Origin of the sequence: Kitasatospora sp. NPDC094019 (assembly GCF_044764505.1) — a bacterium.
Taxonomy (GTDB): domain Bacteria; phylum Actinomycetota; class Actinomycetes; order Streptomycetales; family Streptomycetaceae; genus Kitasatospora.
This window is the reverse complement of sequence record NZ_JBIWIF010000005.1, coordinates 1-25,557: the sequence shown is the minus strand read 5'-3', so window position 1 is coordinate 25,557 and position 25,557 is coordinate 1. Positions and strand designations below refer to the sequence as shown.

28 protein-coding genes and 1 tRNA gene are annotated in these 25,557 nt (G+C 72.8%); 14 read left to right on the top strand and 15 right to left on the bottom strand.

Features of this window, described 5'->3' with window-relative positions; translation table 11 throughout:
- Positions 1–65 precede the first annotated feature (65 nt).
- A complete protein-coding gene (locus ACIQ9P_RS12555) occupies positions 66–716 on the bottom strand; it encodes an MOSC domain-containing protein (protein ID WP_402354013.1) in 651 nt (216 codons plus the stop codon).
- A 183-nt stretch (positions 717–899) separates the two neighbouring features.
- Between ACIQ9P_RS12555 and ACIQ9P_RS12550 the strand changes: the two genes are divergently transcribed.
- From ACIQ9P_RS12550 to ACIQ9P_RS12540, 3 genes are all read left to right on the top strand, one after another.
- Positions 900–1,553, top strand: a complete 654-nt coding sequence (locus ACIQ9P_RS12550; RefSeq protein WP_402354010.1) for a GNAT family N-acetyltransferase — start codon at positions 900–902, stop codon at positions 1,551–1,553.
- Between the two features lie 108 nt (positions 1,554–1,661).
- The gene (locus ACIQ9P_RS12545) at positions 1,662–2,351 is read left to right on the top strand and encodes a hypothetical protein (protein ID WP_402354007.1); all 690 of its coding nucleotides are present in this window, start codon (positions 1,662–1,664) and stop codon (positions 2,349–2,351) included.
- An 85-nt stretch (positions 2,352–2,436) separates the two neighbouring features.
- Complete coding sequence (locus ACIQ9P_RS12540) at positions 2,437–3,138, top strand: 2-phosphosulfolactate phosphatase (protein WP_402354004.1); 702 nt, start codon at positions 2,437–2,439, stop codon at positions 3,136–3,138.
- A gap of 43 nt (positions 3,139–3,181) precedes the next feature.
- Here the strand turns inward: ACIQ9P_RS12540 and ACIQ9P_RS12535 are convergent, their stop codons facing one another.
- Together ACIQ9P_RS12535 and ACIQ9P_RS12530 are read right to left on the bottom strand one after the other, a co-directional pair.
- On the bottom strand, positions 3,182–3,652 hold the full coding sequence (locus ACIQ9P_RS12535) for a flavodoxin family protein (RefSeq protein WP_402354001.1): 471 nt from the start codon (positions 3,650–3,652) through the stop codon (positions 3,182–3,184).
- A gap of 167 nt (positions 3,653–3,819) precedes the next feature.
- Positions 3,820–5,010: a serine hydrolase domain-containing protein gene (locus tag ACIQ9P_RS12530; protein WP_402353998.1), complete on the bottom strand. Its 1,191-nt coding sequence runs from the start codon at positions 5,008–5,010 to the stop codon at positions 3,820–3,822.
- 410 nt (positions 5,011–5,420) lie between these two features.
- Here ACIQ9P_RS12530 and ACIQ9P_RS12525 point away from each other — a divergent pair, with 410 nt between their 5' ends.
- The 3 genes from ACIQ9P_RS12525 to ACIQ9P_RS12515 all read left to right on the top strand — a co-directional run bounded on the left by ACIQ9P_RS12525 (position 5,421) and on the right by ACIQ9P_RS12515 (position 10,393).
- Positions 5,421–5,753, top strand: coding sequence for a trypco2 family protein (locus ACIQ9P_RS12525; RefSeq protein ID WP_402353996.1), 333 nt, complete (start codon positions 5,421–5,423; stop codon positions 5,751–5,753).
- Positions 5,754–5,786: 33 nt separating this feature from the next.
- The gene (locus tag ACIQ9P_RS12520) at positions 5,787–9,482 is read left to right on the top strand and encodes a tetratricopeptide repeat protein (RefSeq protein ID WP_402353994.1); all 3,696 of its coding nucleotides are present in this window, start codon (positions 5,787–5,789) and stop codon (positions 9,480–9,482) included.
- 476 nt (positions 9,483–9,958) lie between these two features.
- Complete coding sequence (locus tag ACIQ9P_RS12515) at positions 9,959–10,393, top strand: hypothetical protein (protein ID WP_402353991.1); 435 nt, start codon at positions 9,959–9,961, stop codon at positions 10,391–10,393.
- Positions 10,394–10,658: 265 nt separating this feature from the next.
- Here the strand turns inward: ACIQ9P_RS12515 and ACIQ9P_RS12510 are convergent, their stop codons facing one another.
- The gene (locus ACIQ9P_RS12510) at positions 10,659–11,894 is read right to left on the bottom strand and encodes an MFS transporter (protein WP_402353988.1); all 1,236 of its coding nucleotides are present in this window, start codon (positions 11,892–11,894) and stop codon (positions 10,659–10,661) included.
- Positions 11,895–11,967: 73 nt separating this feature from the next.
- On the opposite strand from ACIQ9P_RS12510, the gene ACIQ9P_RS12505 reads away from it, so the two are divergent.
- A complete protein-coding gene (locus tag ACIQ9P_RS12505; protein WP_402353985.1) occupies positions 11,968–12,429 on the top strand; it encodes a winged helix-turn-helix transcriptional regulator in 462 nt (153 codons plus the stop codon).
- A gap of 48 nt (positions 12,430–12,477) precedes the next feature.
- Here ACIQ9P_RS12505 and ACIQ9P_RS12500 read toward each other — a convergent pair whose 3' ends face one another.
- The 3 genes from ACIQ9P_RS12500 to ACIQ9P_RS12490 all read right to left on the bottom strand — a co-directional run bounded on the left by ACIQ9P_RS12500 (position 12,478) and on the right by ACIQ9P_RS12490 (position 13,843).
- Positions 12,478–12,717 carry a DUF397 domain-containing protein gene (locus ACIQ9P_RS12500; protein WP_402353982.1) on the bottom strand — a complete coding sequence of 80 codons (240 nt, stop codon included), beginning with the start codon at positions 12,715–12,717 and terminating at the stop codon, positions 12,478–12,480.
- Positions 12,718–12,779: 62 nt separating this feature from the next.
- Positions 12,780–12,965, bottom strand: coding sequence for a DUF397 domain-containing protein (locus tag ACIQ9P_RS12495; RefSeq protein ID WP_402353979.1), 186 nt, complete (start codon positions 12,963–12,965; stop codon positions 12,780–12,782).
- Positions 12,966–12,967: 2 nt separating this feature from the next.
- Entirely contained in the window at positions 12,968–13,843 is an 876-nt protein-coding gene (locus ACIQ9P_RS12490; protein WP_402353976.1) for a Scr1 family TA system antitoxin-like transcriptional regulator, read from the bottom strand.
- Between the two features lie 141 nt (positions 13,844–13,984).
- On the opposite strand from ACIQ9P_RS12490, the gene ACIQ9P_RS12485 reads away from it, so the two are divergent.
- From ACIQ9P_RS12485 to ACIQ9P_RS12475, 3 genes are all read left to right on the top strand, one after another.
- The gene (locus ACIQ9P_RS12485; protein WP_402353973.1) at positions 13,985–14,437 is read left to right on the top strand and encodes an ATP-binding protein; all 453 of its coding nucleotides are present in this window, start codon (positions 13,985–13,987) and stop codon (positions 14,435–14,437) included.
- A complete protein-coding gene (locus ACIQ9P_RS12480) occupies positions 14,427–14,606 on the top strand; it encodes a hypothetical protein (protein ID WP_402353970.1) in 180 nt (59 codons plus the stop codon). Before ACIQ9P_RS12485 ends, ACIQ9P_RS12480 begins: the two co-directional genes overlap by 11 nt.
- A gap of 294 nt (positions 14,607–14,900) precedes the next feature.
- Complete coding sequence (locus ACIQ9P_RS12475) at positions 14,901–15,821, top strand: LysR family transcriptional regulator (protein ID WP_402353967.1); 921 nt, start codon at positions 14,901–14,903, stop codon at positions 15,819–15,821.
- Between the two features lie 7 nt (positions 15,822–15,828).
- Here ACIQ9P_RS12475 and ACIQ9P_RS12470 read toward each other — a convergent pair whose 3' ends face one another.
- A complete protein-coding gene (locus tag ACIQ9P_RS12470) occupies positions 15,829–16,311 on the bottom strand; it encodes a hypothetical protein (protein ID WP_402353964.1) in 483 nt (160 codons plus the stop codon).
- 220 nt (positions 16,312–16,531) lie between these two features.
- Complete coding sequence (locus ACIQ9P_RS12465; protein ID WP_402353962.1) at positions 16,532–17,293, bottom strand: class I SAM-dependent methyltransferase; 762 nt, start codon at positions 17,291–17,293, stop codon at positions 16,532–16,534.
- Between the two features lie 455 nt (positions 17,294–17,748).
- Here ACIQ9P_RS12465 and ACIQ9P_RS12460 point away from each other — a divergent pair, with 455 nt between their 5' ends.
- From ACIQ9P_RS12460 to ACIQ9P_RS12450, 3 genes are all read left to right on the top strand, one after another.
- Positions 17,749–18,246: a hypothetical protein gene (locus ACIQ9P_RS12460; RefSeq protein ID WP_402353959.1), complete on the top strand. Its 498-nt coding sequence runs from the start codon at positions 17,749–17,751 to the stop codon at positions 18,244–18,246.
- 239 nt (positions 18,247–18,485) lie between these two features.
- Positions 18,486–19,613 carry a serine hydrolase domain-containing protein gene (locus ACIQ9P_RS12455; protein ID WP_402353956.1) on the top strand — a complete coding sequence of 376 codons (1,128 nt, stop codon included), beginning with the start codon at positions 18,486–18,488 and terminating at the stop codon, positions 19,611–19,613.
- 146 nt (positions 19,614–19,759) lie between these two features.
- Positions 19,760–20,131 (top strand): cupin domain-containing protein, encoded by a 372-nt coding sequence (locus ACIQ9P_RS12450; protein ID WP_402353953.1) that lies wholly within the window; start codon positions 19,760–19,762, stop codon positions 20,129–20,131.
- On the opposite strand, the gene ACIQ9P_RS12445 is transcribed toward ACIQ9P_RS12450, so the two are convergent.
- The 3 genes from ACIQ9P_RS12445 to ACIQ9P_RS12435 form a co-directional block, all read right to left on the bottom strand.
- Positions 20,112–20,594 carry a hypothetical protein gene (locus ACIQ9P_RS12445; RefSeq protein WP_402353950.1) on the bottom strand — a complete coding sequence of 161 codons (483 nt, stop codon included), beginning with the start codon at positions 20,592–20,594 and terminating at the stop codon, positions 20,112–20,114. The genes ACIQ9P_RS12450 and ACIQ9P_RS12445 overlap by 20 nt on opposite strands.
- A gap of 130 nt (positions 20,595–20,724) precedes the next feature.
- The gene (locus tag ACIQ9P_RS12440; protein ID WP_402354927.1) at positions 20,725–21,570 is read right to left on the bottom strand and encodes a PaaX family transcriptional regulator C-terminal domain-containing protein; all 846 of its coding nucleotides are present in this window, start codon (positions 21,568–21,570) and stop codon (positions 20,725–20,727) included.
- 35 nt (positions 21,571–21,605) lie between these two features.
- A complete protein-coding gene (locus tag ACIQ9P_RS12435) occupies positions 21,606–22,241 on the bottom strand; it encodes a GNAT family N-acetyltransferase (RefSeq protein ID WP_402353947.1) in 636 nt (211 codons plus the stop codon).
- A gap of 113 nt (positions 22,242–22,354) precedes the next feature.
- Between ACIQ9P_RS12435 and ACIQ9P_RS12430 the strand changes: the two genes are divergently transcribed.
- Positions 22,355–23,410 (top strand): alpha/beta hydrolase family protein, encoded by a 1,056-nt coding sequence (locus ACIQ9P_RS12430; RefSeq protein WP_402353944.1) that lies wholly within the window; start codon positions 22,355–22,357, stop codon positions 23,408–23,410.
- A 47-nt stretch (positions 23,411–23,457) separates the two neighbouring features.
- Here ACIQ9P_RS12430 and ACIQ9P_RS12425 read toward each other — a convergent pair whose 3' ends face one another.
- From ACIQ9P_RS12425 to ACIQ9P_RS12415, 3 genes are all read right to left on the bottom strand, one after another.
- Positions 23,458–24,459, bottom strand: a complete 1,002-nt coding sequence (locus ACIQ9P_RS12425) for a serine hydrolase (protein ID WP_402353941.1) — start codon at positions 24,457–24,459, stop codon at positions 23,458–23,460.
- 58 nt (positions 24,460–24,517) lie between these two features.
- Positions 24,518–25,108, bottom strand: coding sequence for a GNAT family N-acetyltransferase (locus tag ACIQ9P_RS12420; protein WP_402353938.1), 591 nt, complete (start codon positions 25,106–25,108; stop codon positions 24,518–24,520).
- A gap of 161 nt (positions 25,109–25,269) precedes the next feature.
- A tRNA-Met gene (locus ACIQ9P_RS12415) sits at positions 25,270–25,343 on the bottom strand.
- Positions 25,344–25,557 lie beyond the last annotated feature (214 nt).

Here is a 25,557-nt window from a genome sequence, read left to right as displayed (position 1 = left end):
AGGTACGGAGACACTAGTACGGCAACTGACGCCTCGTGACGGCCGGTCGGCCCGTGGGGAATCCGTCACGCGGTGCGGCGACGGACGAGCGCGCGGACCTCCTCCGGCAGGGCGTCGGCGGCCAGGAGGAGGGGCAGCAGGTCCGGTTCGAGCGTCAGCGCGCGGAAGGCGAGGGCCACCGTGACCTCGTGCCCGGGCCGGTGCACGACATCGATCCGGTCGGCGGCACGGACCTCCCCCTGCGCGACCACGCGCAGGTGGGCGCCGGGCACGGCGGCCCGCGTGAACCGCTTGATCCAGCCCTCCTGTTCCAACCACCCCTGGAACGTGGCGCACGGTATGCGGGGACCCGACACCTCCAGCACCACGTCCGCCCCGATGCGCCAACGCTCGCCGATCAGCGCGCCGTTGACGTCGAGGCCGAGGGTGGTGAGGTTCTCCCCGAAGACGCCGTTCGCGAGCGGGCGGCCCAGTTCGGCCTGCCAGGCGTCGAGGTCCTCCCGGGCGTAGGCGTAGACGGCCTGGTCGGGGCCGCCGTGGTGCTTCACGTCGTGGACCCGGTCGCCGGCGAGGCCGACCTCGCCGGTGCCCTTGGGCCCGGGGGCGGAGGCGTGCACCGGTCCGTCCACCGGCCGCTTGTCGATGCCCGTGGCGTCGAGGCCGCCCTTCCACGGGTCGGGAGGTGGTCTGCCGATGTTGACCGTGAGCAGCTTCACACCCGCGACGGTACGGGCCGGGTGACTTCGGGGGCGAACCGTTTCCCGTCACCGGACGGCCCGCTCGGTCGTGGACGGTCGGCGTCCGTCGGGTGGAATCGACGTGCGCCGGGCCGCATGGGCCTGGGAGGCTGCCGGGGTCGTTGTCGTCGAAAGTGTCGAGAGTGTCGAGAAGGAGGGGTCGTGGGTTCCGCTGTCGAGGTGCCGCTGCTCGAAGGGCCCGTGCTGGAAGGCGAGTTCGTCCGTCTGGAGCCGCTGGGGCACCACCACGCGGCGGATCTGGCGCGGGCCGCGGAGGAGGACCGGGGCGGCTACGGCTTCACCTGGGTGCCGGAGGCCGGTGACGTCTCCGCCTATGTGGACACCCAACTGGCCAGGCGCGCCGCCGGACGGGTGACCCCCTACGCGCAGCTGGACCGTGTCTCGGGGCGGGCCGTCGGGGCGACGGCCTTCCTGGACCCGCGCCGTCACCCCGACGACGGGACCCTGTTCGCGATCGAGGTCGGCTTCACCTGGCTCGCCGCCTCCGCCCAGGGCAGCGGGCTGAACACCGAGGCCAAGTACCTGCTGTTCCGGCACGCCTTCGAGGTCTGGGGCGTGTCCCGGCTGGACCTCAAGACCGATGCCCGCAACGGCCGTTCCCGCGCGGCGATCGCCAGGACGGGGGCCGCCTTCGAGGGCGTGCTGCGGAACTGGTCCCGCTCCTGGGCCCCGGGCGAGGAGGGCCGGCTCCGGGACTCGGCGATCTTCTCGATCACGCGCGAGGAGTGGCCCACCTGCCGCGAGACCCTGGAACGCCGCCTCGCAGACCTGCGGACGGCACGGTCGCACCGGTGACCGAGGGGCGGGGCCTCGCGCCGGAGCCGTGTCGGTGTTGTGTGTCGGTCGGGCCACGGTTCGGCGGCACCGCCCTCCGACGGCCTGCCGCCGCGTAGCGTCGTGGCCATGGCCGACACGGACGCCGGGAGCCCCGCGCCGACACCCGAACCCGAACCCGAACCCGGCTCGGCCCTCGCGCCCGAGCCCGAAGCCGCGCCCGAAGCCGAGCCGGCGCCCGAAGCCGAACGCGCGCCCACCTTCACCCTCGTCGATCTCGGCAAGGTGCTCGTCGGAGGTATGACGTTCGTCGCCGCCCTGGTGGGGCTGGTCCTCGGGATCCGGGCGGAGGGCCGCGCGAGCGACGACCACGGCCGCGCGGTGGAGGAGAGCCACCGCGCGGCCGAGGAGCGCGACCGGGCACCCGTCGAGCGCACCTATTTCTACGAGACCACCACGGGGGTGGTCATCGTCAACAGCAGCGACCGGGTGATGTCCATGCGCCTGGTCCTCCCGCAGCAGAACCTCTGGTGGGGCGACGTTCAGCCCGCCCCGTGCCGACAGGTCGTCATTCCGTTCTCCAGTCTGCTGGATTCGATGAAGGCCGCCGTGCCGGACGCGTCGCCCGACCAGGCGGATCTGGCGCGGCTCCAGCTGGAGGTCGTCGACCCGGACGGAAAGGTGTGGCGCCGCCCGAGCGCGGGCGCCGCCACCCCCGTTCCCCCGGGCACCACCCCGCCACCGGGCGGGGGCCGCCTCGACTACGGCGAGAAGTGGATGGCCGACGCCAGTGGTTCCCCGGTCTGCACGGCGTCCTGACCGGCCGCCGGGGCCGCCGGTCCGCCGAGGTGAGGTGGGTCACCTTCGGGACACGCCGGGGCGGGCGTGCGGAATCATGATCGGCATGGACGCGCGTTTTCTGAGCATCGAGGAGCTGGCCGAAGTCCCCTCCGTGGCGGTCGTGGTCGACGTCATGCGGGCCTTCACCGTGGCCGCCTGGGCCTTTGACCGGGGCGCGGAGAGGATCGTGCTCGCCGAGTCGCTGGACGAGGCCCTGGCGCTCAAGGCCCGCCACCCGGACTGGGTGGCCCTCAAGGACGGCCCGTCCGCGCCCGGGTTCGACGCCGTCAACTCGCCGGGCCTGCTGCGGTCGGCCGACCTCGGCGGACGGACCGTGGTGCAGAAGACCACGGCGGGGACGGTCGGCGCCCTCGCGGTCAAGGAGGCGTCGCTGGTGCTGTGCGCCGGCTTCGTGGTGGCCGAGGCGACCGCCGCTGTGCTTCGCGCGCGCGGGGCCGACGGCGTCACGTTCGTCGTCACCGGCGAGAACGGGCGGGCCGAGGAGGACCTCGCGTGCGCCCAGTACATCGCCCGCCGGGCCACCGGGGCCGCGACCGATCCGGCCGACTACCTCCGTCGCGCCGCCGGGTCGCGCGCCGCGGAGGAGTTGGCGACGGGCGTGCGGCAGGGAGTCCATCCCGACGACGTCGCACTCTGCCTGGAGCTCGACCGGTTCCCCTTCGCCGTGGTGGCGGCTCCGGAGGACTCGCTGATGGTCCTGCGGCCGTGCGCCGTGTCCCCCGGAGTCGGGGACGCGGCGAACTGACCCCTGGCGCGCCACAGCGGCTTCGCGGAGCCGGGCGAGCGGGTCAGGACGCCGGACCGACGCCGTCCCGCAGCCGCTCGGCGAACGCCCGCGCGGCGGCCAGGTCGTCCTCGTTCGGCCGCCGCTTGTTGAGGCCGCCGACGACCTTGAACGGCGCCCAGGTGTCGAACGCCCGGCAGGAGAAGGTCCCGCTCACCTCGTAGCCCTTGCCTTCGAGGAGCCGGACCAGAGGCCGGGCGAACGGTGCCGGCCGTAGGTCCGGCAGCCCGCTGGTGGCGAACACGAAGGCTCGGCCCCGGCCGTGCGGGAGGGCCTTGACGCACTCGGTCAGTCGGGGGTGGAGCCTGGTGCAGAAGACGCCCGAGCCGAATCCCACCAGGTCGGCGTCGGCGAGCTCCGCCGGGTCGAGCTGCCCGGGGGAGACGACCTTCGCGCCCAGGACCTGGGCGATGCTGTCGGCGACACGACGCGTGTTGCCGTGCGAAACGGAGGTGCACACGATGACGGTCCTCATCCTCACGATCCCTTCTCTCGCTTCCGCAGGCAGACAGCGCGGCGGCTCCCGATGTGACATCACTCGGATGTGACGGCAGGTCACCTGTGTCGTGGGGCGGAGCGGGAGGTCGGCGGGGTCGACGACCTCCCGCTCCGCGTGCACCGGCGGGGCTGGCGACGCTGCGGTCAGGCCGCGCCGCAGAAGGCCGCTTCAAGGAGCTTGAACTCCGCCGCCGACTGGGCGGCCTGCGCGGCGGCGTCGCCGCCGGGCGCGTAGGACAGGGCGAGCTGCCGGTCCGGGGTGCCCCACAAGTCGCTCTTGAATCCGAGGACTTCGCCGTTGTGCCCGAGCACGGTGGTGCAGGAGAGCCGGACACCGGCCAGCCCCATGCCGTAGGTGGGTGCGGCCCCGGTGGCGAGCATCGTCGTCATCTCCTGCTGCTGCGCGGGCGGAAGCAGCCTGCCCTGGAGCAGGGCCCGGCCGAAGCGCAGGAGATCGCCGGTGGTGGAGACCATCTCGCCCGCGGCGCCGATCCACGAGGGATTCTGCTCGGTGACGTCGACGCCGTCGGTGTAGCCGTGCGCATGCGGGCCCGGGACGCCGGTGGAAGTCCCGGGCAGGAAGGTCCGGTTCATGCCGAGCGGCCTCAGGACGCGACGGGTGATCTCCTCGCCGTAGGAGTGTCCGGTGACCTTCTCCACGAGCAGGCCGAGGACGTCGAAGTTGGTGTTGGAGTAGTCCCACCGCTCACCCGGGGCGAAGAGCGGTCCGTGGAGGACGGAGGCCGCCACCTTCCCGGCCGGGGTGTAGGTCCGGTTCAGCCCGCCGAGCGCGGCCCAGGTCCGGAAGGCCATGTCGTTGCCGGGGTCGGGGATGATCGAGACGCCGTCGTTGGTGGGGTCGAAGAGGCCGGTGCGCTGGTTCAGCAACTGCCTGACCGTGATGGCGCTCTGCCCCTCGGGCAGCAGGCTCGGCAGGTGCCGGGCCACCGGGTCGTCCAGGCCGAGGCGGTGCTCGCCGACCAGTTGGAGCACGGTGGTGGCGACGAAGGTCTTGGTGACGCTGGCGATCCGGAACCGGCCCTCGGGGTCGACGGGCGCCCGGCCGGTCAGGTCGGAGACACCCGAACTCCCGGTCCAGACCTGGCGTCCGTCGGTGACCTTGGCTATGACGGAGACCGCTCCGGCGTCCGTCATGCCCTTCAGCAGCGGCTGGAGCGGCCCGCCGACGACGGCGGTCGCGGCCGGGGCGGCGGTGTCGGCGGAGGCGGAGGCGGAGGTGAAGGCGGAGGTGTCGGCGGAGGCCGGTACGGCGGTACCGAGGCAGAGCGCCGCGACCGCGGCGGCGGCCAGCGAACGGGACACACGGCGTGACATGCGAGGTGACAAGGGGCTTCCTCCCGATCCGGCGGACGTGCGTCCGCTTCGGGAAAATCCTGTCAGCGAACCATTGGTGATCAGTCGCTCCGAATGACGAACCGACGGTCCTTCAGGAGGACTACGGCGCAGACGATCAGTCCCGACGGCACAGCGGGGTGCCCCCTAAGGGGCGTGCCGGGTGGCGGCTGCTGCCGGAGCCGGCCCCGGACCGTCGAGGAGGCCCGCGCGGCCCGCCGCGCGAAGATCGAGCGGGTCGCCGGGGCGCCCGCCCCGTGGTCCGCCTTCCGGTCTGCCCGGGGCCGCGGCGGGGTTCGGCCCGGATCGGCTGCGACGGGGCGGGCCCTGCCTCTACGGTGTCCGCATCGAGCCGACTGGGGATCAGGCACTGGGCGAAGGGGTGGGTCCGAATGGACATTCCGCTGGCGGACGCGGTCGCGGCGGTGCGCGACGAGTTGCTGGAGGCGGCGGCGCGGGTGGGGGGCGACCCCGGGGTGGTGTTCGCGGTGGGGCCGGTGGAGATGGAGTTCGAGGTCGAGTGGCGGGCCGACGCGAAGGCGAAGGCCGGGTTCAAGCTGTGGGCGGTCGGGGCGGAGACCGAGGCGGGCGTCTCGCGGGGCCGCACCCACCGGGTGTCCCTCACCCTGACCCCCAAGCGCGCCGACGGCGGCGACCTGCTCGTCAGCTCCGCCCGGGAGCGCCCGGACGGGCCCGGTGACGTGTCGGGGCGCATCCCGGACTGACGGCGCGGCAGGGCGTTCGGGGAGGGGTGGGCGGTGGAACAGCTGCGGGTGGCCGGGGTGACCGGGCCGGGGGAGTCGGGTTCGGGGTACGCGGTCGGGGGGCGGCTGGTGCTGACCTCCGCGCATGTGACCGGGTCGGGCGGTACCCGGGTGCGGGTGTTCCGTCCGGGCGCCACCGGTGCCGCCGACGGGACGGTGGTGTGGGCGGGGACGCCGGGAGGGCGCGACGACGCCGCGCTCGTCCTCGTCGACGACTCACCGCACTGGCGGCCGCCGACCGACCCCGTCGTGTGGGGGCGCCCCGACACGAAGCGTCCCGGCACCCCGTGCGAGACCTGGGGGGTGCCGGACGAGGCCCAGCGCCCCGGCCGCGCCGTCGAGGCCGCGCAACTGCGCGGCGAGGTGAACCCGGGCAGCGGCTTCGTCGGCAACCAGTACGTCCTGGACCTGCGCACCGCCGGTATTGAGTGGTCGACCAACAGCGGCTCTCCGTGGGGCGGGCTGTCTGGCGCGGCGGTGTTCTGCGACCGCTACCTGACCGGCGTCGTCGCCGCCGACCGGGCGAACTCCGGCCACGGCAGGCTCAACGTCGTCCCCGCCTACGTCCTGCACCACGACCCCGCGTTCCGCACCGCCCTCACCGAGTTCGGCGGTGGCCCGGCGGGCGGGTTGGCGGCGGTGGAGTTCCAGGACGTCGCCGACCCGACCGGCGGCCCCTCCGTGCGGCGTACCCCGGTGACGCCGGCCGCCCTGCTGGAGGCCGGGCGTCGGACGGTCCCCTTCCACGGCCGCGAGGACGTGCTCGCCGAACTGCGGTCCTGGTGCGCGCGGGACGGGTTCGGGGCGTGGCTGCTGCACGGCCCCGGCGGACAGGGCAAGACCCGTCTCGCCCACCACCTCGGCCGTGAACTCGCCGCCCAGGGCTGGACGGTGCTGTGGCCGCGTGCCGCCGCCCGCCCGGAACAGCTGCTCGAACTGCGGCGGGCGGCGCGGCCGTTGCTGGTCGTCCTCGACTACGCGGAGACCCGCCCCGACCAGCTCGGCGCCCTCGTCGAAGCCGCCGCCGAACACCCCGGCACCAGCCCCTTCAAACTCCTCCTCCTGGCCCGCACCGCCGGGGACTGGTGGCAGCAGGCCCGCGAGGCGAGCCGGCAGGCGGAGGAACGCCTCGCCCCCGCCCGTACCCGCCGCCTCGCACCGCTGGAGAACGACCCCGAACTGCGCGTCGCCCACTACCGCGACGCCGCCCGGGCGCTGGCCGCCGCGCTGCCGACGGTCGCGGACCTGGCCGGACACGACTGGGCGGCTGCTGCCGCGGCCCTGGCACTGCCTCCGCAACTGGCCCGCGAGGGCGCCTACGGCAACGCGCTCACCCTCCACATGACCGCCCTCGCCGACCTCCTCGACACCGCCCGCCCCCACTCCGCGGATCGCACCGAGGACGTACAGGACGTCGAGGACCGGCTCCTCGCCCACGAAGCCCGCTACTGGCGCGACACCGCCACCACCCGTGGCCTCACCCCCGCCCTCGGCATGGACACCCTGAGGACCGCGCTCGCCGCCGCCCACCTCACCGGCGCCGCCGACCGCCAAGACGCCGACCTCCTGTGGCGACGCCTGCCCGAGCTGGCGGACCAGTCCCGCGACCGCCGCAACCAGGTCACCGCCTGGCTCGCCACCCTCTACCCCGCCACGGTGCCCGGTTCACCGTGGGGCGCCCTCCAGCCCGACCGCCTCGCCGAACGCCACACCGGTCGCGCGCTCCTGAACGACCCCCGCCTTGCCGACCAACTCCTCGACGGCGCCGACGACACCCAGGCCGAGCAACTCCTCACCGTCTACAGCCGCGCCGCTACCCATCCCGCCTTCCTGGGTCGCCTCGACCGCCCCCTCACCGACCTCTGCGTCCGCCACCACGGCCGACTCGGCGTACACACGATTTCCACCGCCACCCGTACCGACCGCCCAGGGCCCCTCATCGCCGCCCTCGACACCCTCACCACCGACCCCGGCACCCCGCTCGACACCCTCGACGTACTCCACGACCGGTTCCCCCGTACCAGCCACCGCCTCGCCACCACCGCCGCCCATCTCACCCGCACCATCGCCGGTCGCTACCGCGCCCTCGCCGCGACCGACCCGGACGCCCACCTGCCGGGCCTCGCCGTGGCGCTGAACAACCTCTCCATCCGCCTGAGCGGGGTGGGTCGGTGGGCGGAGGGTCTGGCCGTCGGCGAGGAGGCCGTGGCCATCCGCCGCACGCTGGCCGACGCCGACCCGCGTGCCTGTCTGCCGGACCTCGCCAGCACCCTCAACAACCTCTCCATCCGTCTGGGTGAGGTGGGTCGGCGGGCGGAGGGCCTGGCCGCCGTGGAGGAAGCCGTCGGTCATTGCCGCACTCTGGTCGAGGCGGATCCCGACGCCTATCTGCCGGATCTCGCCGTGGCCCTCAACAGCCTTTCCATTCGTCTGGGTGAGGTGGGTCGGCGGGCGGAGGGCCTGGCCGCCGTGGAGGAAGCCGTCGGCCATTACCGCGTTCTGGTCGAGGCGGATCCCGATGCCTATCTGCCGCATTTCGCCATGGCCCTCAACAACCTGTCCATCGATCTGGGCGAGGCGGGTCGGCGGGCGGAGGGCCTTTCCGTTGGCGAGGAGGCTGTGGCCATCCGCCGCACTCTGGTCGAGGCGAATCCTGACGCCTACCTGCCCGGTCTCGCCGTGGCTCTCACGAACCTCTCCACCCGTCTGGGTGAGGTGGGTCGGCGGGCGGAGGGCCTGGCCGCCGTGGAGGAAGCCGTCGGTCACTACCGCACTCTGGGCGAGGCGAATCCTGATGCTTATCTGCCGGACCTCGCTTCGGCGCTGAACAACCTCTCCATTCGCCTGGGTGAGGCGGGTCGGTGGGCGGAGGGTCTGGCGGTCGTGGAGGAGGCTGTGGCCATCCGCCGTGCCCTGGTCGCGGCGAATGCTGATGCCTACCTGCCGGATCTTGCCCTGGCACTGAACAACCTCTCCAACCGCTTGGGTGGGGTGGGTCGGTGGGCGGAGGGTCTGGCCGCTGTCGAGGAGGCTGTGGCCATCCGCCGTGCTCTGGTGGCGGCGAATGCTGATGCCTATCTGCCGGATCTTGCCGTGGCGCTGAACAATCTCTCCATCCGTCTGGGTGGGGTGGGTCGGTGGGCGGAGGGTCTGGCCGCTGTCGAGGAGGCTGTGGCCATCCGCCGTGCTCTGGTGGCGGCGAATGCTGATGCCTATCTGCCGGATCTTGCCGTGGCGCTGAACAATCTCTCCATCCGTCTGGGTGGGGTGGGTCGGTGGGCGGAGGGTCTGGCCGCTGTCGAGGAGGCTGTGGCCATCCGCCGCACTCTGGTGGCGGCGAACCCCGATGCTTACCTGCCCGGTCTCGCTGCGGCGCTGAACAACCTCTCCATCCGTCTGGGTGAGGCGGGTCGGCGGGCGGAGGGTCTGGCCGCTGTCGAGGAGGCTGTGGCCATCCGCCGCGCCCTGGTCGAGGCGAACCCCGATGCCTACCTGCCGGACCTCGCCATGGCCCTCACCAACCTCTCCATCGACCTCGGCGCGGTGGGCCGGCGGGCGGAGGGCCTGGCCGCCGTGGAGGAAGCCGTCGGTTGCTTCCGCGCCCTCGCGGAAGCCGATCCGGACCTCTTCGGGCTGTCCCTGGAACAGTCTCTGGCGGTGCTCGCCGGGCTCGAAGGGCTCGAACCGTAGCTCGACGATCCGGCCACGCCCCAGGCCCCACGCCCCACGTCCGACGCCCCACGTCCGACGCCCGCCGCACCACGCCCGACGGCCCACGCCCGACGCCTCGGCGGAGGGAAAGCGGCACGTTCGGTACGACAATCCCCGGCAGTCCTCGGCACCGCCGTCCCGCTTCGCGCAGTCGGTCGTGCTGCATGCCGACCACCGATTCGAAGAGTTCAACCCCCATGATCATGGCCGGCGCGGCGCACAGCGCCGCCAACACCGCCAGGACCCGACCCGCCCGCGGAATCGGCGGGTCCACGATCAAGGTTTCGATGACTCCCCCCCATTATTGAACATGTTCAAACCTGGTGGGGGCACAGTACCGGGCAGCCCCGGCGCCGCGTCCACCGATCAATCGACCCTCACGTGGCCCGGCAGCGGAGGGCGGTCGCTGTTCGTCGGCCCGCACCCGTGTCGGTCTGTCTGCTTCAATGCCGCTCGTGAATGTCTTCGAGGAGTGCCTCGCCGAGTGGGAGTTCGCACCTGAGTGGCGTCCGTTCGTCGAACGTCTCGCTGTACGGGCTCTCGACTGGCCTCTGCCCGTTGTGCCCCCGGACGAATTCGCCGTGTGGTCGGCCCAGGACAGGTACTGTCGGCCGACTTCGGGCCTGCTCGTCTGGGCCGACATCCCGGAGCAGTCGAAGGGCAGGTCCCTCACCCTCGGTATACAGATCGAACCGAGGGCGTTTCGCTGTGGGCCGCTGTTGTCCCACAACGTGGCGGCGGGCTTCATCGACTGGACCAGCCTCGATCAGCAAGGAAAGACCCTCGCAGAGCTGGCTGACGACGCCCTGGCATGGTTCGCGCAGGCAGTGGGCCCTGGCGAACGCGAACGCTGGCGTACCCCGTGGAACGAGGAAAGCGGGAGGCGTTGACCGGTGGTGCGTCGGCGAAGGTCCGCCGCCCGCGCCGCATCCATCACGCCGAGGTCATCTCCCCACCCGAGCACGGTCGGCGCGGACCCCTCGATCAGCGACAGAGCCCGAAAGTCTTGCCGGACCCAAGTCCCAAGATCCCGATCAGTGCGAGGCGTCCGGCGTTGAGCCGTCGCGCGAGTGGGGCGGCGGCGGGCGCCGGGTGCGCGGCTGTGGCGTACGGCCGCGGTCTGTCGGGGTGGGCGGGGAAGACCGGCGGCCGGTGCTACCGCGCGGCCGCGCTCCGCGCCGGGCGGAGGTCCCGGGCCCAGGCGAGCAGGGCGAGCAGGCTGAACGCCGCGCCGAGCAGGCAGACGGCGGACCAGCCGGCCGCCGCGTACGCCGCCGTGGAGGTGATCGCACCGAGGGCGCTGCCGAGGGAGTAGAACACCATGTAGCCACCGATCAGCCGCCCGCCCGCGGTCGGGTCGAGGGCGAGTACGGTGCTCTGGTTGGTGACGTGGACGGCCTGGACGGCGAAGTCCAGCAGGACCGCGCCGAGCGCGAGGGCCCAGAGCGACTGCCGGGTGAGCGCGAGCGGCAGCCAGGAGAGGGCGAGCAGGGCGAGGCCCCCGCCCGCCGTCCACCGGCCGAGCCCGCGGTCGAACAACCGGCCCGCCGGTGCCGCGGCCGCCGCACCGGCCGCGCCGGCCAGGCCGAAGGCGCCGACGGCGGCGGGTGTGAGCGAGAGCGGGGCCTCGCTCAGGGGGAGGGCGACGCTGCTCCAGAGCGTGCTGAAGGACGCGAACACCAGGAGGGTGATCAGCGCGCGCCGCCGGAAGACCGGTTCCCGCAGCGGCAGTCGGGCGAGTTCGCGCAGCGCGCGGCGGTACCCGGCGGCCACCGACCGTGCGGGGGCGCGCGGAGCGGTGCGGGGAGCCGTCCGGGGGAGGGCACGCCGCAGGGCGGCGGCGAGGGCGAGGGTGAGCACGGCGGACAGCGCGTACACGGCGCGCCACCCGGCGAGGTCGGCGACCGCCCCGGCGACGGTCCGGGCCAGCAGGATGCCGAGTACGACACCGCTGGTCACGGTGCCCACAACCCGCCCGCGCTCGCCGTCCGGGGCGAGTGCCGAGGCGAAGGCCACCAGCGCCTGGGTGAGCACGGCGAGCAGGCCCACCCCCATCAGCCCGGCCAGCAGGGCCGCCGCGTTGCCCGCCGTGGCCACGGCGGTCAGGGCGAGGGCGAGCAGTACCGCCTGCACGGTGACCAGGCGGCGCCGTTCGAGCAGGTCGCCGAGCGGGACCAGCAGGACGAGGCCCAGCCCGTAGCCGATCTGCGTGCAGGTCACCACCGTGCCGACGGCGGCCCGGCCGATGTGCAGTTCGTCGGCGATGGCGACCAGCAGGGGTTGGGCCGCGTAGACGTTGGCCACGGCGGCGCCGCTGGCGAGCGCGAACAGCAGGGTGAGGGGGCGGGTCAGGACCCGCGATGGATTCTGGTTGCATGATGCTACCGACATGGTCGCACCATAGGCCGAAGGGGTAGCATGTTGCAACCAGGTGTGGTGGTAGTCGGTGCCGAGGAGGCCGGAGATGGTGAAGCGGACCAGGTTCGACGACAGCTCGTGCCCGGTGGCGCGCTCGGTGGACGCGATCGGCGACTGGTGGTCGTTGCTGATCGTCCGCGACGCCTTCGACGGCAGCCGCCGGTTCGGCGAGTTCCAGCGCAGCCTGGGCGTCGCCAAGAACATCCTCAGTACCCGGCTGCGCGCCCTGGTCGAGGCCGGGATCCTCGCCGTGGAACCCGCCGCCGACGGCAGCGCCTACCAGGCGTACGTGCTCACCCCGAAGGGCGAGGACCTCTTCCCGGTGGTCGTCGCGCTCCGCCAGTGGGGCGAGCGGCACTTCTTCGACCCCGACGAGCCGCACTCCGAACTCCTGGACCGCCGCGACGACCGGCCCCTGCGCGAGCTGACCGTCCTGGCCGCCGACGGCCGCCCGGTCGGCTCGGCGGACACCGCAGTGCGCAAGGTGGCGGAGCCGAAGCGGACCTGACGAACCGTCGGCCGGTCGTACAGGTGGAGTCTGTCGGGGCGCGCTGTGTCAGACGTCGGCGTTCGCGGCGAAGTCGATGAACGCCTTCCATGCGGCCGGTTCGAAGGCCAGTTGCGGGCCGGTCCTGTCCTTGGAGTCGCGGATGTGGACGGTGCCGGTGGTTTCGGCGACCTCGACGCACTGGGCGTCTTCGTTGCTGCTGTACGTGCTCTTGCGCCAGGCGACTTCGACGCACGCGGCGTCCTCGTTGCTGCTGTGGCTGCTCTTGAACCATGTCAGCTCGGTCATGGGACCAGGATGCGCCGACGGCCCGCCGCAGGGAAGCGGCGGGCTGTCGGGGTGGTGGTGTTTCAGACGGTGGCGTTCGCGGCGAAGTCGACGAACGCCTTCCATGCGGCCGGCTCGAAGGCCAGCTGGGGGCCGGTCTTGTCCTTGGAGTCGCGGACGTGGACGGTGCCGGGGGTCTCGGCGACCTCGACGCACTGAGCGCCCTCGTTGCTGCTGTAGCTGCTCTTGAACCACGCGAGTTCGGCCATGCCTACCGCTCTCCCAGAGTCTTTTCGATCAGGGCCAGGGACTCCCTCATGGTGAGCGCCTGCCCCCTGAGGGTGCCGTACCGTGCCGCCATCTTACGGATTTCCGCCGGATCCGTGATCAGCCTGTTGACGTGCTGGACTTCGACGTAGGCGATCTGCGAACCGCCGTTCGGCGTGAGCAGGGCGAACGAGCCACCCATGCCCGCGTTCTCCGTGCGGTCGAGCGGCATCACCTGGAGCTCCACGCCGCGCACCTCGGCCACACGCAGCAGGTGGCGTAGTTGCGCCTCGTGGATGTCCCAGCCGCCCAGCGGCCTTCGCAGGGCGCTCTCGTCGATCACCCAGCTCATGACCGGCAGTGGCCAGCGGGTCAGGATCTCCTGTCGGGCCATCCGTGCGGTCACCCACGAATCGACCTGTTCGACGGACAGCCACGGCCTGCGCATGTCGTACAGTGCCCGCGCGTGCGCCTCCGTCTGCAGTAGCCCCGGAATGTGCAGGCTGCTGTACTCGTGGATCTCGATCGCCTTCGCTTCCTCCGCCGTGAACTCTTTGGAGAAAGCCGGGTGACGCTCACTCACCCGCACCTTCGCCTTCATCACGTCGTCCGCGACGACCGTCAGCGCCCCGCCCGCGTCGACGATGGGGTCCACCACCGTCAGGAACTCGATTCTCGGCGTCCGCTTGCCCCGCTCGATGAGGCCGACCATGTCCTCGCTGTACCCGATCCGCTCCGCGAGTTCGCGCTGCGTCAGCCCAGCCCGCTCGCGGAACAGCTTGACCAGCTTGCCCACGGCGCTGTAGAACTCCGCGATCCCGTCCGAGTTCTCCGCCGTCTCGCCGTCGTCGGAGACCGTGCGCTCGACGCCACTCACCATGGGAACCACCCCTGCTCACACGAGTTTGTGACCTGATGATCCGGGTGCCGCCAACAAGCGGACCCTCCGCGTCCGTACAAGCACGCTCCGTGCCCGCCGGATTCGTGGTCGGCGTACGTCCGCGCCGTCAGGCTTTTCCCCATGACGACCGAAATTCCGCTCGACAACCCCCGCCGCCACACTGTCGTTCTCGCTGCGACGCCGAAGGGCGCGTGCCTCGGCCGACGTATCGTCAGACGCCAACTCGCGCACTGGGGCGTGAATTCCGCTCTCGGCGAGCCGTTCCATTCCGCGCTGCTGATCGTCGCCGAGCTGGCGGCGAACGCCATCACGCACGGGCGCGTTCCGGGGCGCGGGTTCGAACTCTGCCTGTGCCTCACCACCACCGTGCGCCGGGGCGCCACCCTCCGGATCGAGGTCTCCGACTGCCGGGGTGATCGGCTGCCGGTGCTGCCGCCGGCGCGGGCGACCGACGGACAGTCGGGCCGGGGGCTGGTGCTCATCGACGCCCTCGCCGACCGCTGGGGGACGGATCCCCGGGACCCCGGCGCCAAGACCGTGTGGGCCGAGCTCGATCTCGCCGATGCCCGCTGAATCCCGCCATACCGCGACTGCCGTCGGCAGCGCCGCGCTCTGCACCCTGCTTCCGTTCGTCCTGCTGCTCGCTCTGCTCGTCTGGGCGTATCCCCTCACCGCCACTCACCACGGCCGCCCCCGCCCGGCTCCCACCGCTACCCCCACCGCGACCGTCACGGCGCGGTGAGGGGGCGCGGATCGCCGTCGGTTCCGGTGCCGGAATCCCTCGCGAGGCGTTGTGGGTGGCGGCACCGGCCTGGCCGGTGCCGCCTCCCACAGCCGTCCCCGGGTTCCGTCGGGGGCATCGGGTCCTGGGCTCGACCCTGTCGGGGATCCCGCTTGTCCGACGAGCTCGATCCGGTGCTCGCGCCGGGCCTGTTCGAGGCGGGGCGAGGCTGACGCATCACCATGATCATCGGCAGTCGGACACCGGATCCCCGACAGAGTCAAGTGCATGTCATTCACTCGTATAGTGACCGGCATGCAATTGGATCTGAACCTGCTCACGGCCCTGGACGCACTGCTGGAGGAGGGCAGCGTGGCCGGAGCCGCAGACCGGCTCCACGTCACCGCGCCGGCGATGAGCCGGTCGCTGGGCCGAATCCGCAAAGCCACCGGTGACCAGATCCTGGTTCGCACCGGACGGCACATGACGCCCACCCCTCGTGCACTGGCCATGCGCACGGAGGTCCATGTCCTGGTGCAGCAGGCCCACCGGTTGCTGTCCTCCCGCGCGGACCTCGACCTGGCGGGGCTGGAACGGGTGTTCACCGTTCGCCTGCACGACGCCGTCACCACCGCCTGCGGGACCGCCCTCGTCGCAGCGGTGCACCGGCAGGCCCCGAAGGTGAAGATACGTCTCACGGTCGAGCCGGGCCACGACAGCCCCGAGCTGCGTCGCGGTGAGGTCGATGTGGCCTCCAGCGCCGGACCGCCGCCCCAGCCCGACATCCGTCACCGGCTCATCGGCCAGGACAGGATCATCCTCGCGCTCCGGGCGGGGCACCCGCTCACCGAGGGGCCGGTGACCGTCGAGAGGTACGCGGCCGCTGAGCACGTGACCGTGTCCCGGCGTGGAGCGCTGCACGACCGGGTCGACGAAGTCGTCGCGGCCCTCGGTCACGAGCGCCGTGTCGTCGTCGCCGCCCCCGCGACGGACACCGCACTGCAACTCGCCCGTGACACCGACGTCGTGGTCACCCTCCCCGAAGCGGTCACCCGCTCCGCCCGGGAGCAACTGGGCCTGACCATGGTGCCGTTGCCGTTCGAGCTGCCGCCGGTGCCGCTCTATCTGCTCTGGCACCAGCGCTACGACGACGACCCCGCCCACACCTGGCTGCTCAACCTGGCGACCAGGACCCTCCAGGACCTGTTCGCCACTCCCGACGATTCCGATCAGTGACGCTCCGTCAGGGCGTCGGGTCCTGAGGTCCGTCGATGAGGTAGTTGTCGGTCCGGACCTGGTACCAGACGTCGGCGCTGGTGCCGTCCTCGAAGGTCATCGTCAGGACGATCTTCTCGTGACCCGCGAGGTCGCTGCCCGCGTCGACGGCGCCGGACTGCGTGTCGATCTCGTTCCGCCGGTAGACCGGGTCGGCCTTGTGCTCCTCGGTCCAGGCGGTGAGAGCCTCGTCGAGCTCGGGGGTGAGGTACTCCGATCGGACGGTGATCGTGTTCTTTCCCTCGTGGTGCTGCCCAAGGGTGGCTTCGTGGTACTCGGAGATGAAGCTTTCGACCTGTCGCCGGGCCCGGGGGTCCTCCTGGGCGGTGCGGCCCGCCGAGACGTGGTGGCCAACGGCCTGGGCGGGGAGGGTCAGCGGAGCGATGCCGGCCAGTAGCATCGCGGCGCAGGCACCGGTGATCGTGACGCGCAGCTTCGTACGGTGGGCCATGCGAACCTCTCCAAAAGGTCGGCAGAGAACGGGTTCGCGCCGTAGCAATTGCTGCTGACCTGCGGAAAAAATCTCCGGACACGTTTCCCGGGTCGGAGATCGCGGCAGTCGTGCGGCCCTCGACGCCCGTTCGAAGAAACCATTCTGCGTGGACCTGCCGCTCGTCGCACGACCACCCGTTCGGCGGATGCCACCCGCCGCGGCGACGGAACGGGGACGGTCAGGGTGCCGGAGGTCCGCCCGCCTCCAGGGCGACGAGGCGGTAGAGCGGGTCGGCGATTGGGGTGTCCTGGTCGGGGAGTGCGGTGAGCCGTCTCACCACCTCCTCGACCTGCGAGGGCTCGGCCCGGGTGCACCAGGGCACCCGGGCCGCCTCGATCACTTCCCGCCACCTCCGGGCCCCGCGCCCCTGCCCGGTGCCGGGGAACACCGCCTCCCCGGAGGGGCGCAGGCCGCGGCCCGCCGCCCAGTCCCGGATCCGGTCGTGGCGGTCGGGGGCGTGCGGGGTGTAGCGGGCGCGCAAATCGGCGGTGGCCCGGCCCACTTCGCTCTCCTGGGCGAAGTAGGCCGCCTCCTTGTCGACCGTGGTCACCAGCCTCCCGCCGGGCCGCAGTACCCGGGCGGCCTCGGCCAGGACGGCGTCCGCCGCGTCCTCCGGCAGCAGGTGCAGCAGCCAGACCATCACCACCGCGTCCACGCTCCCCGAGGCGAACGGCAGCCGGGTCGCGTCGCCGCACACCGCACCGCCGGGTATCCGCCGGGCGGCCGCTGCGAGCATCCCGGGTGAGCGGTCGACGCCCAGCACGACACGGCCGGGCCGTTGCAGCCGCCGCGTCACGATCCCGGTCCCGCAGGCGATGTCCAGCACCGTGCCGGGCCCCTGCGGGAGCAGCCGCTCCAGCGCCTCCGCCGCCGCCCGCGCCCGCGGTTCGCCGCCCCGGGTCGCGTCGTACGCCCGGGCCTCGCCGTCGTAGTCGATCATGCGGGCCATGCTTCCGGGGCGGGGCGCCCGGTACAAGGGGAGTGAGAAGTCGACGGCGCCGACTTCCCACCCCGGGCGAACCGGTCGGACGAGCCCGGGGGAGGGGCGCGAGCCGTCCACGGCACAGTCGTCCACGACCGGCAGGTGCGCGCGGCGTACCTGGGTCAGCAGCGCGGTGGCAGGCGGGGCCGGACGCCGGCCCCGGCCCGTCCGTCCTTCACCAGCTTGCGCCGGACGGGATCGAGGAGGGCCCGCACCCGCCTCGCCGAGGCGATCCGTTGCTGCCCGTCCGCAACCGACGCGTCTGCTGCGCGCCTCTACGGGTGAAGTTCGCACGGTCGGGTGCCGACCGGCGGCGCGGCCGTGCCGGAGGGACCGGCCGGGAGCCCGAGTGTGGTCGGCGACCGCCCGAGCAGGAGCGGCCGACCCCGCCCCACGAACAACGGGAGCCCTTCATGCGAGCCCTGTCCGCCAAGCACACTGTCGCCTGGACCGTCGCCGGCCTGGTCGCCGGTACGGTCGGCGCACTCGCGGTGCCCGCCCTCGCGAACACCTCGCCCGAGCACCGGGCGGCCGTGGTCCAGACCCTGATCGTGGACTTCTCCGGGGCCGGCTTCCCGGGGTCGGCGGATGTCTTCGGCAGCACCGGCCAGATCAGTGACACCGACGGCAACAAGATCGGCACTGCCCACCAGATCTGCGCCAAGGACCTCGCCGACACCGCCGGGGCCACCGCGTTCTGCCACGGCACCCTGGACATCACCAGCGGCACGGCCAATGGTGAGATCGCCTACAGCGCCGTCCTGCCGATCGTCGCCGACGCCACCGGCCCGGTGGACGGTGCCTTCCCGGGCGTTGTGGAGGGCGGCACCGGGTCCTTCGACGGCCTCACCGGTACGACCTTCTTCACCCCGCGCGCACCCCAGGGCTCCTTCCTCCTCACCGTGTCCTGAGCAGGCCGGGCAGCTCCGTACTCGGGCCGCGCCCCACCGCACAAGGGAGTAGGGAGTCGACGGAACCGACTTCCCACTCCGCCAAGGCCCGCCGTGTCAGCCCGGAGGAGGAAGGCGGACCAGACTTCGGGATCATGTCGGCCGCCTCCGGTCGTCCGGTGAGCTGACGACCGTTCGAGCCGCTGCGTGATCCTGTGAAACAGAACCGATCGCACCCGCCGTCGTACGAGAGGCAGTTCATGAGCCGCTGGAAGACCGTCGCCCTCGCCGTCACCGCCGCCGCCCTGGTGGCCGCCGCCGTTGCCCCGGCGTCGGCCGTCACCGCCTCCGGCGCGACCCGCCCGGACGCCGTCCAGCAGCGGCTGGACGGGCTGCTGGCGGAGACGGGGGCGCCCGGCGCCCTGGGCGCCGTCCGGTTCCTGGACGGGCGGACCGGCGACTACACCGCCGGGGTCGGCGACGTCGCGACCGGCGCCGCCGTGCCGAGGGACGGGCGGGTGCGGGTCGGCAGCAACACCAAGACCTTCACGGCCGTGGTCGTGCTCCAACTCGTCGCGCAGGGAAGGCTCGACCTGGACGCGCCGGTGGAGCGCTACCTGCCGGGGGTCGTCCGGGGCACCGGGATCGACGGCAACCGGATCCTCCTCCGCCAGCTGCTCCAGCAGACCAGCGGGCTGCCGAACCACACCCTCCACCTCGACGACGAGGTCCGCCGCTACGAGCCGCGCGAACTGCTCGACATCGCGCTCCGCCACCCGGCCGACTCCGCGCCGGAGGACCACAAGTGGGCCTACAGCAACACGAATTACATCCTCGCCGGGCTGATCGTCGAAGCGGTGACGCACCGGGCCCTCGGTGAGGAGATCGAGCGGCGGATCGTCCGGCCGCTCGGCCTGCGCCGCACCTACTTCCCCGCCCCGGGGGACGCGACGGTCCGCGGTGCCCACCCGCACGGCTACTACCGGGACTCGGCGGACGGTCCGCTGGTCGACATCACCGACATGGACCCGTCCTGGGCCTGGGCGGCCGGTCAGCTCGTCTCCACCCCCTCCGAGCTGAACCGCTTCTTCACGGCACTGCTCGACGGCGAACTCCTCCCGCCCGCGCAACTCGCCGAGATGCGCGCCACCACCCCCGCCGGGGACCCGTTCGCGCCGGGATCGGGCTACGGGCTGGGACTGGTGAGTACGCCGCTGTCCTGCGGCGGCGAGTACTGGGGACACGGCGGCAGCATCCCGGGTTACGAGACCCGGGTCGGCGTGACGGCGGACGGCCGCGCGGCCACGGTGACGATGACGGTCCAGGCACCGGACAAGGCGGCCGGGCGGAAGCTGGAGGCAGTGGTGGACGCGGCCCTCTGTCGCTGAGGGAGGGCGGGCGGCGTGAGGTTTTACCAAACGGTCGACCAATGGGTCCGGCGGCTCGGATAGCGTCCGTCGCGTCCCCTTCGAACGAACGCATCGCGGTCCTGGCCTGCCTCCGCGGCGGGCCGGGACCGCCGTGGAGGTATGCCGTGAACCCGATTGCCTTGCGCCCGATCGACCTGTCCGGGGTGGCGTCCGCCCTGCCCGCCCCGTGGGCCTCCGAGCTGCTGGAGCAGGTGGGCACGGCCGCCGTGAAGGTGCTGCGGATGGACGGGCGGCCGCTGCCCGTCGAGTCGCACGACAACGCGGAGGTGCTGGTGGTCCTCGGCGGCCGCCTCGAACTGCTGGTGGACGGGGTGGAAGTGACGGTCGGCCCGGGGGAGTTGCACCGGATCCCGGCGGGTGCCGCGCACGCCGTCCGGCCCGGGAGCCGGGGGACGCTGCTGATCGTGGAGGTCCCCGAGGAGGCGCCCCCGGGGCCGGGGGCAGATGGGCCGGAGGTCAGGCCGGGGCGTCGGTGATGCTGTCGATGAGCATGGTGTCGAGCTGCACCTTGTACAGGGTGAGGGCGTCGGGCGCGCCGTCCTCCCACACCGCGGTCACGAGGATCGTGGAGTGGTTGTCGGCGTCCTCGCCCTGGGTGGCAGTCTTGTAACCCTTGGGCAGCTCGGAGCGGCGCAGGACCGGATCGACCTGGTGCTCGGAACCCCAGACGGTGAGGGCGTCGTCGGCCTCGGGGGTGAGGAAGTACTCGCGGACCGCCAGGGGGTTCTTGCCCTCGGAGTGCTCTTCGCGCACGGCGTCCAGGTACTGCTGGTAGAAGTCCACGACCTGCGCTTCGGCCCTCGGCATACGCACCGCGGTGGCGGTGGCCGGTGACCGGGTGCCTGTTGCGTGGGCGGGGAGGGCGAGCAGGCCGGCGCCCGCGACTGCCAGGGCGCAGGCGCCGATCGCGGCGCGGTGGAGGACCGATCGGTGGGGCACGGGGGCTCCTTGCAAACGGTTGGAATGACCATGGCGACTCAATCACCCGCCGCCCGCCGCGCACAGCGGCCGTCCGGGTGGTCCTCGATGGCCCCGACCGGCCCGGACCGGGGCGATCGGGCGGGCCGTGTCAGCCCGTGCCCCGCTCCGCCGTCTCCCGGGTGAGGGCGGCGTAGCGGCGGAACAGGGCCGGGCGGCCCTCGCCCCCGTCGCGTGCGTCGAGGGCGGCCCAGCAGCGGGCGATCCGCTCCCGGGCCAGGGTGCCCGGCCAGGGCCGGGGGAGGAGTTCGGGCGGCAGCAGCGGGTCGGGGTCCATGGCGCGGGTGAGTTCGGCAGCCAACTCGACCGCGATGGTCAGGAGTTCGGCGGAGGAGAGTTCGGCCGGGCCGGTGAGCCGGTCGAGCCGGGGCTCGGCGACGCGGTCGAGGCGGTGGTAGCGCTCGGCGATCTCCTCCAACGGCCACAGCTCGCGGGCGAGTTCGGCGGGTTCGCGGGTGTCGCCCCGGCGCAGGTCGGTCGTGGTGAGGAGGGTGAGCGCGCCGTGGGCGCCGAGGCGGTGGGCCGCGCCCTCGACGTACGGTTCCCAGGCGTTGGCGCTGACGTACAGCCCGCCCTGGAGCGGGGCGCCGCCGAGGTGGACGAGCGTCTCGCGCAGGGCGTCCCGGGCGGCGCGCGCCGATTCGGGCACCGCGAAGGCGGCCAGGTGCCAGACCCCGCCCCAGGGCGCGGCCCCGGCGTCCTGGCGGAACGCGTGCAGGAGGAAGTCGGCGTTGGGGTCGAGGGCGCGCAGGGTGTCCGGGGTGGCCCGCAGCACCGCCCTGCGGCCCCGGCCCTCATGGGTGAACCGGCTTTCGGCGACGAGGCGTTTGACGCACAGCCGTACCTGTTGGTCGCTCATGCCGAGGGTGTTGGCGACCCGGTACAGCTCGTCGGCGTCGACGCTGCCGTCCTCGCGGACCAGGGCGTGGACGAGCATGCGGGTGGGGACTTCGACATGGTCGGGTTCGGTGCTCACCGTTCGGCCGCCGCTCCGGTGGCGACGGGGCGGCGCATGGCGGTGACGGCGCCGAAGCCGAGCAGTCCGCGCAGGTAGGGCGTCTGCTCGGTCCGTACGGCCGTGAAGCCGAGCCGCTCGTACAGGGCCCGGGCGCGCGGGTTGGTGTCGATCACGTCGAGCCTGATCTCCCGGAAGCCCCGCTCCGCCGCGACGGCGGTCACCTCCTCGATGAGCAGGCTCCCGACGCCCCGGCCGCGCAGGCCGGGACTCACGGCGATCCCGTCCATGAGCAGTTCGCCGGGGCCGGGGCGGCGTTCGAACAGGCCGAGCAGCAGGAGCCGGTGCAGTCCGCGCAGGTGCCCGTAGGCGCGCAGCACGGCGCGGGCCGAGCCGCCGGTGAGGCCCCGCCCGCCCTGCCGGTACCCGGCCAGGCCGACGAGCTGCCCGTCGAGCAGGGCGCAGACGGCGCGGTCGGCGTTGAGGTGGGCGGCGATGAAGGGCACGGCCTTGTCCGGCGGGTTCAGGGCGGGGCCGAGTTTGCGGCCGAAGGCGGTCCAGTACAGCTCGGCCGCCCGCTGTTCGGTGCCCGCGGGCAGGCCCCGCCGTACGGTCACCGTTCCGACGCCGGGGTCGGGTGTGTCCTGGCCCATGCTGTGCGCCTCGTCTCCTTGAATCCGGGACTCGAATCTATCAGACTCAATACGATCGTTCTTGCTGCGATAGTTATTGAGCCGGTCCGAATCCGAGTGGAGGTGCTGTTCCCGTGCGCCCGAAGACCCGCCCCCGACGGCGGGGGCTCCGCATCGCCGCATGGTCACTCGTCGCGGTCCTGCTCGTGGCCGCCGGCCTCGTCGGCACTGTGCTGTGGCAGCACTCCTACGACTTGGACGAGCGGCGGGTCACCATCCGCCACGGCGGCCACGTCCTCAACGGCGTCCTGGCCGTCCCCAGGGACGGCCGCGAGCGGCACGGACTCGTCGTGCACGTCCACGGCGACGGCCCCGTCGACGCCACCCACGACGACGGCTACCGGCCCCTCTGGGCGGCGAACGCCGAGGCCGGCTACGCCTCCCTCTCCTGGGACAAGCCCGGTGTCGCGGGTGCCCCCGGCAACTGGCTCGACCAGTCCATGGACGACCGGGCCGAGGAGGCGGCCGCCGCGATCGCCTGGGCCCGGGCCCGCCCGGACATCGACGGCGACCGGATCGGGCTCTGGGGCGCCAGCCAGGCGGGCTGGGTCCTGCCGAAGACCGCCGCCAGGACGCCGGTGAGCTTCGTCGTCGCCGTCTCGCCGGCGATCAACTGGCTCCGGCAGGGCCGCTACAACCTGCTCGCCGAACTGCGCGCCGACGGCGCCTCGCCGGCCCGGATCGAGGCCGGGACCGCCAGGAGCGACGCCGTCCGGGCGCTGCTGGCGCGCGGTGCGGGCTTCGAGGAGTACGTCGCTGCCATGGGCGGCGACGCGGACGGCATGACCGCCGACCGCTGGGGCTTCGTCTCCAGGAACCACACCGCCGACGCCACCCGGGACCTCCCCGCCCTGCGCGGCGTCCCGGTGCTGCTGGTCCTCGCGGGCCAGGACCTCAACGTGGACACCGCCGAGACCGAACGCGGCTACCGCGAGGCGCTGGACCCGGGCGGCGCGCTGACCGTCGCGCACTACCCGGACGCGGGCCACTCACTGGTCGCCCGGTCCGTCGAGAAATCGGACCTCAGGCTCACGCTCACCGCGCTCTTCGCGCCGCGCTCGCTCTTCGCGGACGGATTCCTGGACGGCCAGCGGGACTTCCTCGCCGGACTGGGCCGCGCCGGACGCTGACGCCCCGGGCGCCGGTCGGAGCCGCCCCGGTGCTCAGGTTCCGGTGCTCAGGTCCCGGCCACGGCCACGGCCGCCGCCAGGGCCACCGACTCCACCAGGCGCATGCCGTCGGTGTCGGTCGGATTGCCGTCCGAGACCACGGCGATGAGCAGCTCGTGCCCGTCCCGCTCGACCCGGCCGATGCTGTTGATCACCCACAGGCCGTCGGAGTCCCTCGGCAGCCAGCCGTTCTTCACCGCGTAGTCGCCGTCGGCGGCCGCCGCGCCGACGCCCCAGCGCTGGTCCTCCTCCACCTGGTCCAGCAGCTCCTGGACGTAACCGCGGGAGGTGGGGGTGAGCAGCGAGTTCTCGGTGAAGACCTGCCGCAGCAGGCGCAGTTGGTCGTCGGCGGTGGTCGAGGTGAGGCCCCAGTAGCCGTCCTGGCCGGCCGTGGTGGAGGTCAGGCCGAACCGCGCGTTGGCGGCGTCGAGACCGGTGTCCGCGCCGATCTCGTCCCACAGGCCGGTCGCGGAGTCGTTGTCGCTGTTCTCGATCATCGTGGTGGCCAGGTCGCGCTGCTCGGCGGTCGGCGTGGTGCCGAGGTCCTGCGTCCGGAGCAGCAGCGCGGCCAGTATGTCGAGCTTGACGATGCTGGCGGTGGCGAAGTCGTGGCCGGTGCCGCCGTAGCTGAGCGACTGCCCGGTGCCCAGGTCGGTGACGGCGACCGAGACCGCGCCCTCCGCCCGGTCGACGGCGTTGCGCAGGGCCGCGTCGGGGGCCCCGGCCGGGGCGGTGGGGGACGGGGCGGTGGCGGGAGGGACGACGCTGGTGGGCGTGGCCGTCGGCGTGGGTGCGACGGCCGGCGGGGTGGTCACCTGGGCGGTCGGCGGGGCGGTCACCCGGGCGGTCGTCGGCGGGCCGGAGGAGGTCGAGTCGGCCACGACGGACATCTGCGGACGGCCCTCGACACCGCCGGACTGCCCCTGCAACGCCGCCACCGCCGTCCCCGCGGCGACGAGGAGGCCGACCGGCACCAGCACTCTTGCCCGGGAGACGCTTCGTATCGACATGACCGATGACAGTAGGGCGCGCGGCTTTGAACATCCTGAGGACGGCATGGACGTTTCCTCAGGACCCGCCGGCCGCCGAACCGTCCGGATGCAGGACGGCCCTTTCACGGTACTCCTCACCGGTCCGCAGGGGTGTCCGGAGTCGGCGGAGCATCACGGAGTACGCGGGAGCGCCCGCGACGGGCCGGGTCGGACCGACCCGCCGGTAGCCCCACGCCTCGCAACGGGCCTGCGCGCGCGGCTGGTCGGCCTCGGCCAGGAGGCACACCAACTCCTCGGGCCGGTCCTCCAGCAGGGCGTCGTGCAGCCTGCGGCCGAGGTCCTGCCCGCGCCAGGCGGGTCGGACCATCAGCTCGGCCAGGCCGAAGGTCACGGCGGCGTCCGGGGCCGGGGCGAGGAGACCGCGCCACCACTCGCGGCCGGTCGCCAGCGGGGCGCCGAAGGCGAAGCCGATCGGCTCGCGGCCGTCGTGGGCGACGGCGCACACGAACCCGGGACGCCTCGTCCAATGGTCGACGACCAGGTCGAACCGCTGGGTGAACGGGTCGAGCATCCGGTCGGCGCGGACGTCGACGTGGATGCCGAGCAGCAGCTGGTCGAAGTCGACCGGCAGCTCGTGGTGGTAGCGGAGGATCCTGGCGACGGTCACGGGCGGCTCCATCGGTCGCGGCGGTGGTCGGCCACACTCTCGCGCACCACGCGCGTCCGATGCCAGGTCTCCCGATCTCCCGATCTCCGGTATTTCCGAATGTCCCCGGGGAACGGCGAAGGCCCGGAGGACGGATCCTCCGGGCCTTCGGTGCTACTGAGTAGCGGGGACAGGATTTGAACCTGCGACCTCTGGGTTATGAGCCCAGCGAGCTACCGAGCTGCTCCACCCCGCGTCGGTGAACATGACCTTACGGCACCGGCCGGTCGAAAGCGAATCGCTTGCGTGGGGGAGTACCGGGGATCCGGTTTTCCGGCTCGGGCACGGCAAGCCCGGGTGCGGCAGAACCCCGCAGAACGGCGAAGGCCCGGAGGACGGATCCTCCGGGCCTTCGGTGCTACTGAGTAGCGGGGACAGGATTTGAACCTGCGACCTCTGGGTTATGAGCC